The following is a 16,939-nucleotide window of genomic DNA, read 5'->3' on the forward strand; positions in this document are numbered from 1 at the left end:
CGCCATGCTGAGCAGGCTCCGCCAGCAGCGGGTGGTCGCCTCCCGCCCCGCGCAGGTCAATCCGCAGGCCGCGGAATCCGGCTATCCCGCCGATGGCCGCCTGCGCCTGCTCAGCTTCAACATCCAGGTGGGCATCAGCACTGAACGCTACCGCCACTACCTGACCCGCGGCTGGCAGCACCTGCTGCCCGCCGCCGGGCGCGCCGGCAACCTGCAGCGCATCGGCGACCTGCTGTCCGGCTACGACCTGGTGGCCCTGCAGGAGGCCGACGGCGGCAGCCTGCGCTCCGGCTACGTCAACCAGGTCGAGCACCTGGCCCAGCTCGGCGCCTTCCCCTACTGGTACCAGCAGCTCAACCGCAACCTCGGGCGCATCGCCCAGCACAGCAACGGCCTGCTCAGCCGCCTGCGCCCGACCCTGCTGGAAGACCACCCGCTCCCCGGCCCGCCCGGCCGCGGGGCGATCCTCATGCGCTTCGGCGAGGGCGACAACGCCCTGGCCGTGGTGATGATGCACCTGGCCCTGGGCCCGCGCACCCGCACCCGCCAGCTCGCCTACATCCGCGAGCTGCTGCAGAACTACCGCCACCAGGTGCTGATGGGCGACATGAACACCCACGCCAGCGACCTGCTGGAGACTTCGCCGCTGCGCGATCTCGGGCTGATCGCCCCGCAGGTCCAGGCGACCTTTCCCAGCTGGCGCCCGCAGCGCTGCCTGGACCATATCCTGCTCAGCCCCGGGCTGACCCTGGAGCGGGTCAGCGTGCTGCCGGAGCCGATCTCCGACCACCTGCCGGTGGCCGTGGAGATCCGCCTGCCCGACGGCTGCCGGCAAGACTCCGCGCTTTCTCTCAAGGACGCTCGATGAGCCGCGACGACAACCAGCGCTGGAAGGAAAAGTACCTTGCCAACATCGACCAGCAGGAGCGCCTGGAGCGCCGCTGGGAGGTGCGCGTCGACCTGCTGCGCCGCGGCCTGGTGCGCAGCAGCCTGGCCGCCGAGGGCAGCGACAAGGCGGTCGACCAGTGCATGCAGGAACTGCGCGAACTGCTGCGCCGCAACGACATAGACGCGGGCCTGGCGCGGCTCATCCCGCGCCTGGAAAAGACCGTGCTGGACTCCGAACAGCGCCGCCAGCAGCGCATCCGCCAGAACATCACGGCGCTGCAGCAGATCGCCCAGCAGCTGCTGAACCTCGACCTGCCGCGGGACGTGCGCCTGCCGCTGAAACTGTTCGCCCGCGACCTGGAAGCGCGCGCCAGCCAGTCCCGCGAGCTGCCGGTGCTGCTCGGCGAACTGGGCAACCTGCAGCGGCGCGTGCTGGAGCAGCTGTCCGACGCCGAGGCGCCGCGCCCCGGTCTGCTGCAACGCCTGTTCGGCGGCCGCGAAGACGGCGAGGACGGCCCCGCCCAGTCCGCGCCCGCCAGCAACGGCGCGCCGGCCAGCGAAACGCCGGCGGCTCCGGCCAGGGCCGAGGCCGCTGTGGCCCCCGTGGCCGTCGCGGACGAAGCGCCCCCGGCCATTGCGCAGCAGGCCGCCGCCGTGGCGCCGCAGGCCGACCCCGAGCCGCTGCCGTCGCCCGCGCCGTCCGCCGCGCTGCTGGACAGCCTGCCGCTGCCGGCCGACCTGATTCCCAGCGCGCCGCGCCCGGTGCTGCTGGACGGCGAGGGCGAGCAGCACTACGCCCTGCCGCCGATGCCCGAGCCCGGCTACAGCGCGGTGGCGCCGCACATCGAGGCCAGCCTGCTGAACCTGCTCGACCAGCTGCAACTGCCGGCCACCTACCGCCCGCAGGCCCAGGCCCTGCGCGAGCGCATCAACGGCAGCCTGAACTGGTACGAACTGGTGCCGGTGCTGGACGACCTGGCGGTGCTGGTGCTGGCCCTCAACGACAGCGGCCAGGCCGCCTTCGAAGGCTACCTGCACCAGCTCAACGACCGCCTGAGCACCTTCCTCGACAGCCTCGGCGCGGTGCAGCAGGGCCAGGACGCCGTGTCCGACAGCGCGCGGCGCCTGGACGACGAATTGCGCGACCAGGTCAGCGGCCTGCAGAACAGCGTGCAGCAGGCCACCGACCTGGACAGCCTCAAGCGCTCGGTGGATGAGCGCCTGGAAGGCCTGCTCGGCAGCATCGAGCGGCACCGCCAGGAACGCGAGGCCCGCGAGCGCGAGGCCGGCGAGCGCCTGCAGGCGCTGGTGGCGCGGGTCTCCTCGATGGAGGAAGAGGCGCGCACCTTCCAGGCCAGCATCGAGGACCAGCGGCAGAAGGCCCTGACCGACCCCCTCACCGGCCTGCCCAACCGCGCCGCCCTGAGCGAGCGCCTGGAACTGGAAGTGGCGCGGGTGCAGCGCTTCGGCGGCGAACTGCTGCTGGCGGTGCTGGACGTCGACCACTTCAAGCGCATCAACGACGACTACGGCCACCTGGCCGGCGACAAGGTGCTGAAGATCATCGCCGGCGAGTTGGCCAAGCGCCTGCGCAAGACCGACTTCATCGCCCGCTTCGGCGGCGAGGAATTCGTCGTGCTGCTGCCCTCCACGCCTCTGGACGGCGGCCGCCAGCTGCTGGAAGCGCTGCGCGCGGCGGTGGAACGCATTCCCTTCCACTTCAAGGGCGAGCCGCTGACCATCACCTGCTCCGCGGGCCTCACCCAGTTCCGCGACGGCGAGCGCAACGAAGTGGCCTTCGAACGCGCCGACCAGGCCCTGTACCGCGCCAAGCGCGGCGGCCGCAACCGCCTGGAGATGGGCTGAGGCGCTGCCCGGCTGATAACCGCGAACGATTAGTCCCACCCGTATCGCACCCCTGTAGGAGCGCGCCCTGCGCGCGAATCGCGGGCAGGGCCCGCTCCTACGTTGTTTTCTGGGTTCCCGCGTTCGCGGGAATGACGGGTGTGGGGAACCGTATTTTCCGATGTCATTCCCGCGAACGCGGGAACCCAATAGACAGCTGCTCCTACATCGCCCCAACCTCCCATCACCCGAACTTGACGAATGAAAGCTCTTGGGTTTTGATTCGCACCTATAACTTTCGAATCGAAACATAAGCCTTCATGTCGAAACGCAACACGCCCCAGCGCCGCCACGAGATCCTCGCCCTGCTCAACCAGCAGGGCGAGGTCAGCGTCGACGACCTCGCCCGGCGTTTCGCCACCTCCGAGGTGACCATCCGCAAGGACCTGGCCGCCCTGGAGAGCAACGGCCTGCTGCTGCGCCGCTACGGCGGCGCGGTGCCCATGCCACAGGAGCTGCTGGCCGAGCCGAGCCCACCGCTGTCGCCCTACAAGCAGGCCATCGCCCGCGCCGCGGCGGCCTGCATCCGCGAGCATGCGCGGATCATCATCGACAGCGGCAGCACCACCGCCGCGCTGATCCCCGAACTCGGGCACAAGCCCGGCCTGGTGGTGATGACCAACTCGCTGAACGTCGCCAACGCCCTGCGCGAGCTGGAGCGCGAGCCGGTGCTGCTGATGACCGGCGGCACCTGGGACCCGCACTCGGAGTCGTTCCAGGGCCAGGTGGCGGAGCAGGTGCTGCGCTCCTACGATTTCGACCAGCTGTTCATCGGCGCCGCCGGCCTCGACCCCGCGCGCGGCACCACCACCTTCAACGAACTGCTCGGGCTGAGCCGGGTGATGGCCGAGGTTGCCCGCGAGGTGATCGTCATGGCCGAGGCCGACAAGCTCGGGCGGCGCATGCCCAACCTGGAACTGCCGTGGAGCAGCATCCAGACCCTGATCACCGACGAGCGCCTCAGCGACGAGGCCTGTGCCCAGATCGAGGCGCGCGGCGTGAAAGTCATACGCGCGCGCTGCACGAACTAAGGAGAACGCCCCATGTGTGGAATCGTTGGCGCCATTGCCGAACGTAACGTCACCCCGATCCTGATCGAGGGCCTCAAGCGCCTCGAATACCGCGGCTACGACAGCGCCGGCCTGGCCCTGGTGGACGCCGCCGGCGAACTGCAGCGCCGCCGCCGCGTCGGCAAGGTGGCCAGCCTGGAGCAGGCCCTGGCCGAACAGCCGCTGGCCGGCCACCTGGGCATCGCCCACACCCGCTGGGCCACCCACGGCGCGCCCAGCGAGGCCAACGCCCACCCGCACTTCTCCCACGACCGCCTGGCGGTTGTGCACAACGGCATCATCGAGAACCACGAGGAGCTGCGCGAATACCTCAAGAGCGAGGGCTACGTGTTCACCTCGCAGACCGACACCGAGGTCATCGTCCACCTGCTGCACCTGCGCCTGCGCGAGCTGGGCGACCTGACCACCGCGCTGAAAGCCACGGTCCGGGAACTGCACGGCGCCTACGGCCTGGCGGCGATCAGCCTGGACCAGCCGGACCGCATCGTCGCCGCCCGCAGCGGCAGCCCGCTGGTGGTCGGCCTGGGCCTGGGCGAGAACTTCCTGGCCTCCGACCAGTTGGCCCTGCGCCAGGTCACCGACCGCTTCATCTACCTGGAAGAAGGCGACATCGTCGAGCTGCGCCGCGATAGCGTGCAGCTGTGGGACGCCGAAGGCCGCCCGGTGAAGCGCGAGGCGGTGCAGTACCACGAGGGCGCCGAGGCCGCCGACAAGGGCGAGTACCGCCACTTCATGCTCAAGGAGATCCACGAGCAGCCCAAGGTGGTGCAGCGCACCCTGGAAGGCCGCCTGGGCTCCGGCCAGGTGCTGGTGGAGAACTTCGGACCCAACGCCGCCGAGCTGTTCGCCAAGGTGCGCAACGTGCAGATCGTTGCCTGCGGCACCAGCTACCACGCCGGCCTGGTGGCGCGTTACTGGCTGGAAGAGCTGACCGGCATCCCCTGTCAGGTCGAGGTGGCCAGCGAGTTCCGCTACCGCAAGGTGGCGGTGCAGCCCGACGCCCTGTTCGTCACCATCTCCCAGTCCGGCGAGACCGCCGACACCCTGGCCGCGCTGCGCAGCGCCAAGCAGCTGGGCTTCCTCTCCAGCCTGGCGATCTGCAACGTTGCCACCAGCTCGCTGGTGCGCGAGTCGGACATGACCCTGCTGACCCTGGCCGGCCCGGAGATCGGCGTGGCCTCGACCAAGGCCTTCACCACCCAGCTGGTGGCCCTGCTGCTGCTGACCCTGGCCATCGGCCGGGTGCAGAACCGCCTGGGCGAGGGCGTCGAGGCCGAACTGGTGGAAGCCCTGCGCCGCCTGCCGACGCGCCTGGAAGAAGCCCTGGCGATGGACAAGGTGGTGGAGAAGGTCGGCGAGCTGTTCGCCGAGAAGCACCACACCCTGTTCCTCGGCCGCGGCGCGCAGTACCCGGTGGCCATGGAGGGCGCGCTGAAGCTCAAGGAAATCTCCTACATCCACGCCGAAGCCTACCCGGCCGGCGAGCTCAAGCACGGCCCGCTGGCCCTGGTCGACGCCGACATGCCAGTGGTCACGGTGGCGCCGAACAACGAGCTGCTGGAGAAGCTCAAGTCCAACCTGCAGGAAGTCCGCGCCCGCGGCGGCGAGCTGATCGTCTTCGCCGAGGCCAACAGCGGCCTCGGCAACGGCCCGGGCACCCACGTGGTGAGCATGCCGCCGATCCATGACTGCCTGGCGCCGATTCTCTACACCGTGCCGCTGCAGCTGCTGTCCTACCACGTGGCCGTGCTCAAGGGCACCGACGTCGACCAGCCGCGCAACCTGGCCAAGTCGGTTACGGTGGAATAAACCGCGCGGCCGGAATGTGGGGCGGATAACGTCGTACATGACTGTAGGAGCGAGCTTGCTCGCGAATGGAGTTTCCCGGTGGCGTAGGTGTTGGGGTTAAGAGCGCCCTCTCCCCAGCCCTCTCCCTGAAGGGAGAGGGGGCTGTTCGGAGTGGGTGGGGAGTTTGGAGTCGTCCTGATACGCCTAACCATCCCCTGTCATTCCCGCGGACGCGGGAACCCAGAAAACAACGCAGGAGCAACTGCCTTGCAGGCCGCGCCGAGGTGCTCTTCGTAGGAGCGAGCTTGCTCGCGAATGGAGTGTGCCGGTGATTGCGGTGTTGGGGGTAAGAGCGCCCTCTCCCCAACCCTCTCCCTGAAGGGAGAGGGGGCTGTTCGGAGTGGGTGGGAAATCTAGAGTCATCCTGAAACTCCTCACCCCACCCCGTCATTCCCGCGAACGCGGGAACCCAGTGACGGGCGGTTCGCGAGCAAGCTCGCTCCTACGAAAAGCAAAAGCAAAAGCGCGTTTGCTCTTGGGATTTCCAGAGGAATATCCGAGCGCACCGTAGCGCCCCTTCAGAAGGCCGAGCGAAGCCCCCGCTCAGGAGGTCATGCGACATGGATGTCGCGAGAGCCCCGCGGGCTACAGGGACGTACCCTCGGGGCGGGCCTCCGTGGCGGGGGAGTTCGTGAGGGTAGCCCGGCTCCATCGGGCCCGTATGCGGGGCAAGCCTTTTTGGTTCCTTTTGTGGCGTTTGACAAAAGGGACTCGCCCGAGGGGGCGAAACGAGAGGCATCAATGCACTCGGAGCGGCGCGCTACACCAAGCCCCAACCCCAAAGTCACTGGGTTCCCGCGTTCGCGGGAATGACGGGGGAGGAAGGATGGCGCCTGACTGACAAGCCACTCAGGACAACCCCACCCCCGCGTCACCACCAACGGATAACCGAATCGTCATGCACGCCTCAGGCTCCCGTCAGGCGGTCGTAGAGCACCAATGCGGCAGTCGTTTGATCGTCTGTTATTAGTCCAATCACAGCTTTGCCAACAACTGCTGGAGTTTTTTCGTTGCATCGTGCCCTGAAAACGCTCTGCTGAGCAAATCTGAGGACATGGCTTTATACATGGCCACTGCTTGCTCTGAAGACGTCACGCTAGCAATGCCAACGTGCAGATTTGGTAATTCGCCCAAGCGATACGGGCTGACTGCTACGTAGCTGGTGGTTTTCTGCTCGAAGATCTGGAACGTGGCACTGGGGAGTGCTTCGTCGATCAGATAGATGCTCGGATGCTCGCTGTTCGAATCCATGATACTGATCAGGTTTTCGATTTCTCTCCGGGCCAGTAAAGCGCGCTCCATACGAACGCTGGGCGGCAAATCCAAGCGGCCTACCAATCCAATGTGCAGGTAGCGTTCGATTTGGCGCAGGCTGACGATGGACTTGACCTGAAACTTCTGACGGAAGAACGTGGATTTTCGTTCGTCTAGGATGCTCAGTATTTGTCCTTCCATCGCTTCCTGAGCTTCGCTGAAACCACGAGGTCTCGCCTCGTAAAGCATCGTTTTGAACAGCTCGGAGTATTCTGGGGTTGTCAGAAGGTACGAAAACGGGTCGAAGTAGGAAATAATGCTGCTGGACCTAGCCTCCAACTGCCTCATCCGCTCGAAGTAACCCAGCGCATTGTCGAAATATTCTGTATCGGAACCGAGCAGGCTGGTCAGGGAAACCTTTAAGAGCTCGGCCAGGCGCTCCAGGGTCTCGAGCTTCACAATCTTGCCGAGCTCAAGGCGGTAGACGGCGGCACGCGAGATGCCGAGCTTCTCCGCGACCTGATCGGCGTTCAACTGGCGGCCAATTCGAAATGCCCTGAGACGCTCGCCGATTGCTTGGTAATCAATCTGGCTCACTGCGAATCCTTATCATCATCTGGTGAGTGCGCGTGTCCGACCACATCGGCTTGACGAAGCCATGCTGCAGGCGTATCAATATTTAGACATTCAAGGTTGCTCGTCTAAAAAATACAAAAAAGGCCAGCTCATGTCTACTCAACCCTCCTACGTGCCAAGCCGTGCGTCAGCGACCCATACCGCTGCCCGCTCTGTTTCGAGCCATTACGCCATTACTACGCTTAGCCCTCTGGCTTCTGAGCCATTCAGCTAGTTAACGAAGCAACGTCAACCTTTCCCTCCCCCTGATAGGAGCTTCTCTGATGAAGACCCGCATCGGCGCGCCTATGCTCGCGCTTTTTTTGTCGCCTGTGGTGATGGCAGCCCAATCCCCGTCATATAGCGACACCTTTATTGGATACCGCTATAGCAGCCATTTCTCTGATCCGGGCAAGCGGAAGGATGTGGCCAAGCACATTGCCCAACTCACTCATGTCAGCAGCTACGCCTTAGGCCAGCAGTTCGCCAACCTTGATGTGTTCAAGTCCGATCACAATGACCCTCGTAAGGATAGCGACAGTGGCGCCACTGAGATTTACCTGACCTATCGGAATCAGCTGCAGTATGGGCGGGTTTTCGATCAGCCTCTGGCGTTTGGCCCGGTCAAGGATGTCGCGTTGACCCTAGGCTTCGATTGGAATACCAAAAACAACGCATTCCAGTCGCGCAAGCGAATGGTGCTGATCGGCCCAACCCTTAAGTTCACGTTGCCCGTAGGCTTTCTCGACCTAAGCCTCTACTACGCGCGGGAGTGGAACCACTGTGGGCTCGATAGCTGTGATTTGCCTGGCAACCATTCACGAATGCTTTTCGACCCTTTCTACCAACTGAACCTGACATGGGGGAGGCCGTTCTCGGTTGGCAGCGTGCCCATGAAATTCCAAGGCTTTTACAGCTACAACAGTGAAAAGGGTGATGACTACCGGAACAACCCCACGGCTGATGAGCAGTTGATGCGCGCATCCTTGATGCTGGATGCGGGGCACCTCGTCGGGGCCTGGAAAAACGTGTTCTGGATTGGGCCAGGATATGAATACTGGCGTAATAAATTCGGCAACCGGACGGGAGATGGCATCGATGTGGATGCCTTGTCGATCAACCTGGAATGGCACCTTTGACTTTCGTTCAGCTTAGTCACGACTTGTTAATCTAAATATTTAGACGGGCGTGTAAGCTAGCAGTATCCTGTGGAAAGCCCTTGAGGTACCGAAAGGCGAAGATTTTGGCGAGTCCATGCGCCGGATCGTCTAAAAAACGATACAAAAACAAGAGGTAAAGCATGATGGCTTCGTTCGACAAGCTTCAAAAAAAGGATGCGTCACCGAGGAAGGCTTTGATAGCGAGTGTGACTGGTTATGCAATGGACGGCTTCGACTTACTGATTCTCGGATTCATGCTGCCTGCGATCACGGTCGGTCTTGCATTGACCTCATCGGAGGCGGGCTCGCTGGTGACCTGGACGTTGCTGGGGGCGGTGGTGGGCGGATTGATCTTTGGCCAACTGAGTGATCGATACGGCCGGGTACGAATGCTGACCCTGTGTATCCTCACATTCTCGATTTTCACAGGCCTTTGCGCATTTGCCCAAGGCTATTGGGATTTGCTCATCTACCGAACCCTTGCGGGATTCGGATTGGGCGGGGAGTTTGGCATCGGCATGGCACTGATTGCTGAGACCTGGCCTGCTCACAGACGCAACCGGGCATCCTCCTATGTGGGAATGGGATGGCAGGCCGGTGTTCTTGCTGCTGCGCTGCTCACGCCGTTGCTTCTGCCTTACATTGGCTGGCGCGGCATGTTCCTGGTTGGCTTACTCCCTGCCTTCGTCTCGCTCGTTGTTCGCCATACCATGAGCGAGCCGGCTGAGTTCGTGAAAGCTGCCGCTGATCCTGTTCCATTCGCGCGTCGATTCACAGACCTCTTCAAGGACCGGCAGACCAGCAAGGCCAGCATAGGGGTAATGGTCCTCACTTCCGTGCAGAACTTCGGGTACTACGGCCTGATGATTTGGATGCCCAGCTACCTGTCCGAGAAATTCGGCTTCTCGCTCATTGCGTCCGGCACCTGGACCGCGGTTACTGTCTTGGGCATGGCGTTCGGGATCTGGCTGTTCGGCCAGTTGGCAGATCGCTTCGGCCGTAAGAAGATTTTCCTGCTCTACCAGGCTGGCGCAGCGCTCATGGTCATCGCGTATGCCAACCTCGATAACCCAACGGTGATGCTGTTCGCCGGTGCCATCATGGGGATCTTCGTGAACGGTATGATCGGAGGCTATGGAGCATTGATCTCTGACCTTTACCCGGCGCAGATCCGAGCCACAGCCCAGAATGTGTTGTTCAATATCGGAAGGGCGGCGGGCGGCTTCGGTCCTTTGGTTGTGGGGGCCGTGGCGCTTCACTATTCCTTCTCCGCCGCGATCATGCTTCTCGCGTCGCTTTACGTTGTGGCGATGGCCGCTACTGTCTTTTTGCTTCCTCCCTGCCAGAGCGAAGAGCTGAAAAAGGTACAGCCGGCTTAACTATCGAAGCCGACTATCAGGCCATTTCGTCTGAATCGTATCAAAAATTAGACAGGTTGTTTGAGCTGCAGTACATTCAACCCTCGTAAACCCTAAAACACGCTTTGCCCGCCGCCTCCATGTCGGGGCGGCAATTTCTATTGATCGATACGTATAAAAAATTAGACAGGTGCGAGGCCACCCCAATGAACGTGATTTCCGGTTGCTGCCAGGCTACTGCCATCACTCCCCCTAACGACACATTGGCGGTCGTCATCTCCAACGAATGGGTCAACGATGAGTACAAGCGCCTAGTGCTTCAAGCCGGCGGTGCTGCATGCAAGTCGCTGCCGGGGCAGTTCTTCAACCTGCTGTGCCCAAGCGAAGGAGAGAACAAGCCGTACTTCCGTCGGCCCATGAGTACCTACAAGGCTGATCCTGGCAATGGTCAGGTCGAGTTCTTGTACAAGGTGACCGGCAAGGGCACCTTCGGTTTGGAAACGCTTCGCGAATCTCAGACGTTGGAGATTCTGGGTCCGCTGGGTAAGGGGTTCGATCTGGACTCCTCCTGGGACCACATGATCATCGTGGCTAGGGGTGTTGGTTTGGCCACGCTCGCGCCCCTGGCTGAAGCCGCGCATCAGTTGGGGATTCGACTGACGGCGGTCTTGAGTGCCCGCAGTGAGAAAAGCTTGCTCTCGCGTGAGCGTTTCGCCTCGCTCGGTGCCGACGTGCAGGTGGTTCTGGACGAAGACGGCAGCAGCTCGCCAGACCAACTTGAACAGTTGTTGAGGCAAATCATCACTCGTGAAAAGACCAATGCGCTCTTCACCTGCGGCTCGAAGCGGCTGACTCGACTGCTTAAAAAGCTTAGCGCCGAGCTGGGTCTGGTTGGCCAAGTAGCGCTTGAGCAGCAAATGGTGTGCGGTTTGGGCATGTGCCAGTGCTGCGTCGAAGTGTTCGAGGTAGACGGGCTCAAAGTGGGCAAACGGGTATGTCTTGAAGGCCCGGTGTTTGACTTGGCGGAGGTGGTGTGATGATTGATCTCAGCGTACAAGTCGGCGGATTGCGCCTGAAAAACCCCGTCATGCCAGCGTCGGGCACTTTCGCGGAAGAGCTGACCCATCTGCTGGATTTCAACCAACTCGGTGCTTTGGTAACCAAGACGATTACTTCGGAAAAACGGAGCGGAAACCCGATGCCGCGCGTATGCGAGCTGGCAGATGGGATGATGAATGCGATCGGTATTCCGAGTAAGGGCGCGGATCTGTTCATCGACAAAGTCGTTCCGTTTTACAGGGATTTCGATTCGCCGCTGATCGTGAGCATCTCGGCCCCAACGGCGCAAGGGTTTGCCGATCTTGCAGCCCGGTTGAGCGATGTCCCGGGTGTGGCTGGTATTGAGGCAAACATTTCCTGCCCTAACCTCGAAGCTCACGGCCAGTCGTTTGGCATGCGGGCTGAAAGTACGCGCAATGTCGTCGCACTGATGCGCCAGGCCACGTCCCTTCCGCTATGGGTCAAGCTGACCCCTAACGCGGGTGAAGTTGTGTCGATTGCACTGGCTGCACAAGAATCCGGCGCTGATGCGGTTGTCGTTGGCAATACCCTGCTTGGGCTTTCCATCGACATCGAGTGTGGTCGTGCAAGGCTCGGTAATTTCATGGGGGGTATTTCGGGTGCGGCTATTCGGCCGCTGATGGTTCGCCTGACCTACCAATGCGCCCAGGCTCTCGAAATTCCAATCATAGGCTGTGGTGGTATCTCCACTGCTGATGATGCCCTGGAGTTCATGTATGCCGGTGCCTCGGCTGTACAGGTGGGTACCGCAACCTTCCTTCACCCTAAGACCATGAACACGATGGTGGGTGAGTTGGAAGCCTTCTGTCAGCGTAAAGGTATTTCTTTGATCAGCTCTCTGATCGGGGCTCTCGACGACTCGCCTGCAGAACCATTCGGAGCGCTGCCATGACTGCGCAATGGCGTGAGCAGGCCGAAAAGCTGTTCAACGATGTCGCATCGCTGTCTCGCGATCCTCAAGAAGGCATCACCCGGGAGAGTTACGGTCCGGGCGAAAATGACACCATCGCTTACCTGACCGACTTCGCTTTGACGCAGGGTCTTGATGTGGTCTCGGACCGCGCCGGGAACGTGATTTTCAAACGCAAAAGCGACAATGGCCAGGCTGCGCTGTGGTATGGCTCGCATCTTGACTCCGTTCCTCAGGGCGGCAATTACGATGGGCTTGCCGGCGTCGTGGCAGGGCTTCTTTGCCTGTGCCGACTGGATCAAGAAAAGGTGGAGACGGTCCGACCCATTCGCGTTATCGGGTTGCGCGGCGAAGAAAGCGCTTGGTACGGCAAGTCGTACATCGGATCGCGAGCATTGCTTGGTGGGCTGACCGATCAAGACCTTCGCCTTACCAACCGTTTCAGCAAGCGCACGCTTGGTGAAGCCATGAAGGCCTTGGGCGCGGATATCGAAGCAATCCGGCGCCAAGAGTGGCTTATCGATCGCTCCCAGTTTGCCGGTTACCTGGAAGTCCACATTGAGCAGGCAGAATCGTTGGAGCGGATGGGGCAAGCTCTGGGGGTCGTTCCAGGGATTCGTGGGAATTTCCGTCATAACCAGGTCCGCTGCCTGGGGGAAGACGGTCACTCAGGTGCTGTCGCTCGTGAAGACCGCCACGACGCCGTGTTTGCCGTGAGTGAGCTCGTTGCGCGAATCGATGAACTGTGGAGCGAATACATCTCGGCTGATCGAGACCTGGTGGTTACCGTCGGTACCCTCGGTACCAATGCCGCTCATCACGCTGTCTCGCGTATCCCTGGCGAGGTCAGCTTCAGTCTTGAAATGCGCAGTCTGCATCACGAAACGCTTGAAGCATTTCATGCAGCAGCGTTGGCCGAGGCCAAGGCAATCGAACAGTCTCGCCAGGTTCGATTCGAGTTCGACAAGCGGATCGATACAGCCCCTGCGGCCATGCATGCCCTTTGGGCGGATGTTTTCGTTCGAAAAGCCCGTAATCAAGGTTGGAAAGGGGTTCTCACGCCTAGCGGTGCGGGCCATGACGCAGCGGTTTTTGCGAACGTCGGTATCCCCAGCGCAATGATCTTCATCCGCAACCAGCATGGGTCACACAATCCTCACGAAGCGATGGCTCTGGACGACTTCCTGGTGGCGACAGAAGTGCTGTATCTCTCAACATTGGAGCTGACACCATGACTGCGCGAGATAACTCTTGGCTGATCCGTGACGCAACCCTGGTCAACGAAGGACGCAATTGGGTCGGGGATCTTCGAGTACGAAATGGCCGCATCGATTGTATCGGCGAATCTCTCGAACAGCTCCCAGGAGAAGGTTTGATTGATGCTACCGGCCTGTGGCTGCTGCCGGGAATGATCGATGATCAAGTGCATTTCAGAGAGCCTGGACTGACCCATAAGGCTGACATCGCCAGCGAGTCGCGCGCATGCGCGGCGGGCGGTATCACTAGCTTCATGGAAATGCCGAACACCAAGCCAGCCGCGCTTGATCGTGCAACCCTAGAACTGAAATACGCTATTGCTGCCGAGTCCAGCGTCGTCAACTACGCCTTCTACATGGGCGCAAGCAACGACAACCTGGAAGCAATACGTGAGATTGATCCGACTAGCACGCCTGGTCTGAAGGTATTCATGGGAGCCTCGACCGGAAATATGCTGGTCGACGACCCAGAAGTGTTGAACGAGATTTTCCGTGTCTCTCCCGTGCCAATTATCACGCACTGTGAAGATACGCCGATGATCAATGCGGAGTTGGAGAAAGCCAAAGCTCGCTTCGGCGATGACATTCCGGCCCGAGAGCACCCGCTGATTCGTTCACGCGAGGCCTGCATCAAGTCCACTCGCCTGGCCATTGAGTTGGCGCGAAAGCACGGCACGCGGCTCCATGTACTGCACATTTCCACCGCGGAAGAACTGGAGCTGTTTGAACCAGGACCAATCGCAGGTAAGCACATTACCGCTGAGACCTGCGTGCATTTCCTGCACTTCACTGAGCACGATTACGACCGATTGGGCTTCTTGATCAAGTGCAACCCGGCCATCAAGTCTGCCAGTGATCGAGACGCCATCGTAAAAGCGCTGGCGGAAGGTCGCCTCGACGTTTTGGCAACAGATCACGCGCCACACCTGCTCGAGGAGAAGCGTGGGAACTACAGCCAGGCGCCCTCAGGCATTCCACTCGTTCAATACGCACTCCAGACGGCCTTGGAGCGAGTATTCCAGGGGGAACTGACTCTCGAACGTTTGGTTGAGGTGGTCAGTCATGCGCCGGCGGAGCTGTTCCAAGTCAATGACCGAGGGTACCTCCGTGAAGGCTACGCTGCTGATCTGGTGCTTGTTGATCCACGGAGCCCTCACGAAGTGTCAGACGACGAAGTGCTTTCAAAATGCGGCTGGACGCCATTCGGCGGCACCGTGTTTTCTTCGAGCATCGTCGCCACATTTGTGAATGGTGAGCGCGTGTGGGATGGCACGGTTGTAGATGGTTCGATACGTGGTCAGCGGCTTTCTTTCACCCACTCCCGCGCTGACTGTGCTTAGTGCAGCAACAAGAGGTTTAGGTAAGCATGAACTTTTCAGAAATGGTGCAACGATTCGCTGCAGCTCTCCCAGGTACCGACTCGTTTAAGCAAGCCAACGCTCATTGCGAAACCATCATCCAAGATGAGCCGTTCCAATCATGTGCAGCGTTCTTGATCGCCAAGTTTTGCCGCAGCTACGTGCTCATTTATGAGGACCAGGCTCTGGAAGTGGACTTCGCCAGGCGAAATCACCGCCAGTTGCTGGAGTACATGAACAAACTGGATATGGCCTTGGCCACCCATGACCACGCGGTTGTCCACCAAGCGTTGATCGACGTGGTCGAACACTACGCCAAAAGTGACCGAATCTTCTAAGCGCCTCGTTTGCCGCGCAAGGACGACTCGGGTGCCACGTACATCCGTAGCATCCTTGCGCGGCAACTCCTGATAAAAATAAACCAGTCTGGGTAGCCGAATGCTCGAGGCCAGACTCTTCTAGGATGCTGCAATGAGTCTCAAAAATGACGCTCTTGAATACCATGCCCACCCACGTCCAGGGAAACTCAGCGTAGAGCTTTCGAAGTCTACCGCCACTGCCCGTGACCTCGCCCTGGCCTACAGCCCGGGTGTCGCAGAGCCAGTGCGTGAAATCGCCCGTGATGCTGAGCTGGCCTACAAATACACCGGCAAAGGCAACCTGGTTGCAGTGATTTCCGATGGCACCGCCATCCTTGGTCTGGGTGATCTCGGCCCACTGGCTTCCAAGCCGGTCATGGAAGGCAAGGGTGTTCTGTTCAAGCGTTTCGCCGGTATCGACGTATTCGACATCGAAGTCGAATCGGAAAGCCCGCAAGCGTTCATCGACACCGTTCGCCGTATCTCGATCACCTTCGGTGGCATCAACCTCGAAGACATCAAGGCACCTGAGTGCTTCGAAATCGAGCGCAGCCTGATCGAACAGTGCGACATCCCGGTCTTCCACGATGACCAGCACGGCACCGCCATCGTTACCGCGGCTGGAATGATCAATGCCCTGGAAATCGCCGGCAAGAAGCTGGAAGACGCCAAGATCGTCTGCCTGGGTGCCGGCGCTGCCGCCATCTCCTGCATGAAACTGCTTATCAGCATGGGCGCGGGGGCTAATAACATCCTCATGGTTGATCGCGGCGGGGTCATTAATGCTGATCGCGACGACCTGAACCAGTACAAGGCGCAGTTCGCCCACGCCACCGACAAGCGCACCCTGGCTGACGCCCTCGACGGTGCGGACGTGTTCGTAGGCCTGTCCGGCCCGAACCTGCTGAGCCCGGAAGGCCTCAAGTCGATGGCTGCCAACCCGATCGTGTTCGCCTGCTCGAACCCGGACCCGGAAATTTCGCCAGAACTGGCTCACGCCACTCGCAGCGATGTGATCATGGCCACTGGTCGATCCGACTACCCGAATCAGGTGAACAACGTACTGGGCTTCCCGTTCATCTTCCGTGGTGCCTTGGACGTTCGCGCCAAGCGCATCAACGAAGAAATGAAGATCGCCGCCGCCATCGCCCTGAAAGACCTGGCCAAGCTGCCGGTGCCGGAGGAGGTGTGCGATGCCTACAACGTCCAAGCCTTGGAATTCGGCCGTGAATACATCATTCCTAAACCGCTCGATCCGCGCTTGATCACGGTCGTGTCTGATGCGGTGGCGAGATCTGCTATCGAGTCGGGTGTGGCGACCTTACCGTACCCAATTCACTATCCGCTCTCCTCTATCTCTCAGGTGTTTGACGGCAGGTAAGCTGGCTCGATCGACCTTTCGGAGTGGGCGGTGAATTCGGAGTTATTCTGATGCTCCTCGCTATCTTCGTCATTCCCGTGAACGCGGGAATCCAGTGACTGCGGGGTTCGCGAGCAAGCTTGCTCCTACGAAGAGCAGGATTTCCAGAGAAACATCCGCGCACTCCGGAACGCCCCTTCAGAAGGCCGAGCGAAACCCGCGCTCAGGAGGTCATGCGACATGGATGTCGCGAGAGCCCCGCGGGCTACAGGGACGTACCCTCGGGGCGGGCCTCCGTGGCGGGGGAATTCGTGAGGGTAGCCCGGCTTTATCGGGCCCGTATGTTGGGGCAAGCCTTTTTGGTTCCTTTTTGCGGGGGTGGCCTTCCACCGTTTGACAAAAGGGACTCGCCCGAGGGGGCGAAACAAGACGGTCGGGCAAACTCGGTGCGACGCAGAAACACCCAAGCCAAGGCAACTGGGTTCCCGCGTTCGCGGGAATGACGGGGGGTAGATAGG

General features: G+C 61.2%; 13 protein-coding genes. 12 read left to right on the forward strand and 1 reads right to left on the reverse strand.

Features of this window, described 5'->3' with window-relative positions:
* Positions 1-4: 4 nt before the first annotated feature.
* The 4 genes from ACTWJ5_RS00455 to glmS all read left to right on the forward strand — a co-directional run bounded on the left by ACTWJ5_RS00455 (position 5) and on the right by glmS (position 5,672).
* Positions 5-868 carry an endonuclease/exonuclease/phosphatase family protein gene (locus tag ACTWJ5_RS00455; protein ID WP_074980485.1) on the forward strand — a complete coding sequence of 288 codons (864 nt, stop codon included), beginning with the start codon at positions 5-7 and terminating at the stop codon, positions 866-868.
* Positions 865-2,754, forward strand: coding sequence for a GGDEF domain-containing protein (locus ACTWJ5_RS00460; protein WP_444437263.1), 1,890 nt, complete (start codon positions 865-867; stop codon positions 2,752-2,754). The genes ACTWJ5_RS00455 and ACTWJ5_RS00460 overlap by 4 nt, the downstream gene beginning before the upstream one ends.
* Positions 2,755-3,053: 299 nt before the next feature.
* Entirely contained in the window at positions 3,054-3,824 is a 771-nt protein-coding gene (locus ACTWJ5_RS00465; protein ID WP_009614568.1) for a DeoR/GlpR family DNA-binding transcription regulator, read from the forward strand.
* Positions 3,825-3,836: 12 nt separating this feature from the next.
* Entirely contained in the window at positions 3,837-5,672 is a 1,836-nt protein-coding gene (gene glmS / locus ACTWJ5_RS00470) for a glutamine--fructose-6-phosphate transaminase (isomerizing) (RefSeq protein WP_249918272.1), read from the forward strand.
* Positions 5,673-6,686: 1,014 nt separating this feature from the next.
* Here the strand turns inward: glmS and ACTWJ5_RS00475 are convergent.
* Positions 6,687-7,562 carry a helix-turn-helix domain-containing protein gene (locus ACTWJ5_RS00475; RefSeq protein WP_256513647.1) on the reverse strand — a complete coding sequence of 292 codons (876 nt, stop codon included), beginning with the start codon at positions 7,560-7,562 and terminating at the stop codon, positions 6,687-6,689.
* A gap of 302 nt (positions 7,563-7,864) precedes the next feature.
* Between ACTWJ5_RS00475 and ACTWJ5_RS00480 the strand changes: the two genes are divergently transcribed.
* The 8 genes from ACTWJ5_RS00480 (at position 7,865) to ACTWJ5_RS00515 (ending at position 16,442) form a co-directional block, all read left to right on the forward strand.
* Positions 7,865-8,719, forward strand: a complete 855-nt coding sequence (locus tag ACTWJ5_RS00480; protein ID WP_256513648.1) for a hypothetical protein — start codon at positions 7,865-7,867, stop codon at positions 8,717-8,719.
* A 161-nt stretch (positions 8,720-8,880) separates the two neighbouring features.
* Complete coding sequence (locus ACTWJ5_RS00485; protein WP_256513649.1) at positions 8,881-10,119, forward strand: MFS transporter; 1,239 nt, start codon at positions 8,881-8,883, stop codon at positions 10,117-10,119.
* Between the two features lie 185 nt (positions 10,120-10,304).
* On the forward strand, positions 10,305-11,135 hold the full coding sequence (locus tag ACTWJ5_RS00490; protein WP_256513651.1) for a dihydroorotate dehydrogenase electron transfer subunit: 831 nt from the start codon (positions 10,305-10,307) through the stop codon (positions 11,133-11,135).
* Positions 11,135-12,070, forward strand: a complete 936-nt coding sequence (locus ACTWJ5_RS00495; protein ID WP_256513652.1) for a dihydroorotate dehydrogenase — start codon at positions 11,135-11,137, stop codon at positions 12,068-12,070. The genes ACTWJ5_RS00490 and ACTWJ5_RS00495 overlap by 1 nt, the downstream gene beginning before the upstream one ends.
* Positions 12,067-13,323, forward strand: a complete 1,257-nt coding sequence (locus tag ACTWJ5_RS00500; protein ID WP_256513653.1) for a Zn-dependent hydrolase — start codon at positions 12,067-12,069, stop codon at positions 13,321-13,323. Before ACTWJ5_RS00495 ends, ACTWJ5_RS00500 begins: the two co-directional genes overlap by 4 nt.
* Positions 13,320-14,684: a dihydroorotase gene (locus ACTWJ5_RS00505; protein ID WP_444437264.1), complete on the forward strand. Its 1,365-nt coding sequence runs from the start codon at positions 13,320-13,322 to the stop codon at positions 14,682-14,684. Before ACTWJ5_RS00500 ends, ACTWJ5_RS00505 begins: the two co-directional genes overlap by 4 nt.
* Positions 14,685-14,710: 26 nt before the next feature.
* Complete coding sequence (locus ACTWJ5_RS00510; protein WP_256513655.1) at positions 14,711-15,040, forward strand: hypothetical protein; 330 nt, start codon at positions 14,711-14,713, stop codon at positions 15,038-15,040.
* A 133-nt stretch (positions 15,041-15,173) separates the two neighbouring features.
* The gene (locus ACTWJ5_RS00515; RefSeq protein ID WP_256513656.1) at positions 15,174-16,442 is read left to right on the forward strand and encodes a malic enzyme-like NAD(P)-binding protein; all 1,269 of its coding nucleotides are present in this window, start codon (positions 15,174-15,176) and stop codon (positions 16,440-16,442) included.
* Positions 16,443-16,939: the final 497 nt, after the last annotated feature.

Source organism: Pseudomonas sp. A6, from assembly GCF_052367875.1.
In the GTDB taxonomy this organism is placed as follows: domain Bacteria; phylum Pseudomonadota; class Gammaproteobacteria; order Pseudomonadales; family Pseudomonadaceae; genus Pseudomonas; species Pseudomonas citronellolis.

Excerpts from the sequence above, each read along its gene's own strand:
- glmS (WP_249918272.1), top strand. The coding sequence starts at position 3,837 with ATGTGTGGAATCGTTGGCGCCATTGCCGAACGTAACGTCACCCCGATC.
- ACTWJ5_RS00505 (WP_444437264.1), top strand. The coding sequence starts at position 13,320 with ATGACTGCGCGAGATAACTCTTGGCTGATCCGTGACGCAACCCTGGTC.
- ACTWJ5_RS00495 (WP_256513652.1), top strand. The coding sequence starts at position 11,135 with ATGATTGATCTCAGCGTACAAGTCGGCGGATTGCGCCTGAAAAACCCC.
- ACTWJ5_RS00510 (WP_256513655.1), top strand. The coding sequence starts at position 14,711 with ATGAACTTTTCAGAAATGGTGCAACGATTCGCTGCAGCTCTCCCAGGT.
- ACTWJ5_RS00460 (WP_444437263.1), top strand. The coding sequence starts at position 865 with ATGAGCCGCGACGACAACCAGCGCTGGAAGGAAAAGTACCTTGCCAAC.
- ACTWJ5_RS00500 (WP_256513653.1), top strand. The coding sequence starts at position 12,067 with ATGACTGCGCAATGGCGTGAGCAGGCCGAAAAGCTGTTCAACGATGTC.
- ACTWJ5_RS00480 (WP_256513648.1), top strand. The coding sequence starts at position 7,865 with ATGAAGACCCGCATCGGCGCGCCTATGCTCGCGCTTTTTTTGTCGCCT.
- ACTWJ5_RS00515 (WP_256513656.1), top strand. The coding sequence starts at position 15,174 with ATGAGTCTCAAAAATGACGCTCTTGAATACCATGCCCACCCACGTCCA.
- ACTWJ5_RS00490 (WP_256513651.1), top strand. The coding sequence starts at position 10,305 with ATGAACGTGATTTCCGGTTGCTGCCAGGCTACTGCCATCACTCCCCCT.
- ACTWJ5_RS00455 (WP_074980485.1), top strand. The coding sequence starts at position 5 with ATGCTGAGCAGGCTCCGCCAGCAGCGGGTGGTCGCCTCCCGCCCCGCG.
- ACTWJ5_RS00485 (WP_256513649.1), top strand. The coding sequence starts at position 8,881 with ATGATGGCTTCGTTCGACAAGCTTCAAAAAAAGGATGCGTCACCGAGG.
- ACTWJ5_RS00465 (WP_009614568.1), top strand. The coding sequence starts at position 3,054 with ATGTCGAAACGCAACACGCCCCAGCGCCGCCACGAGATCCTCGCCCTG.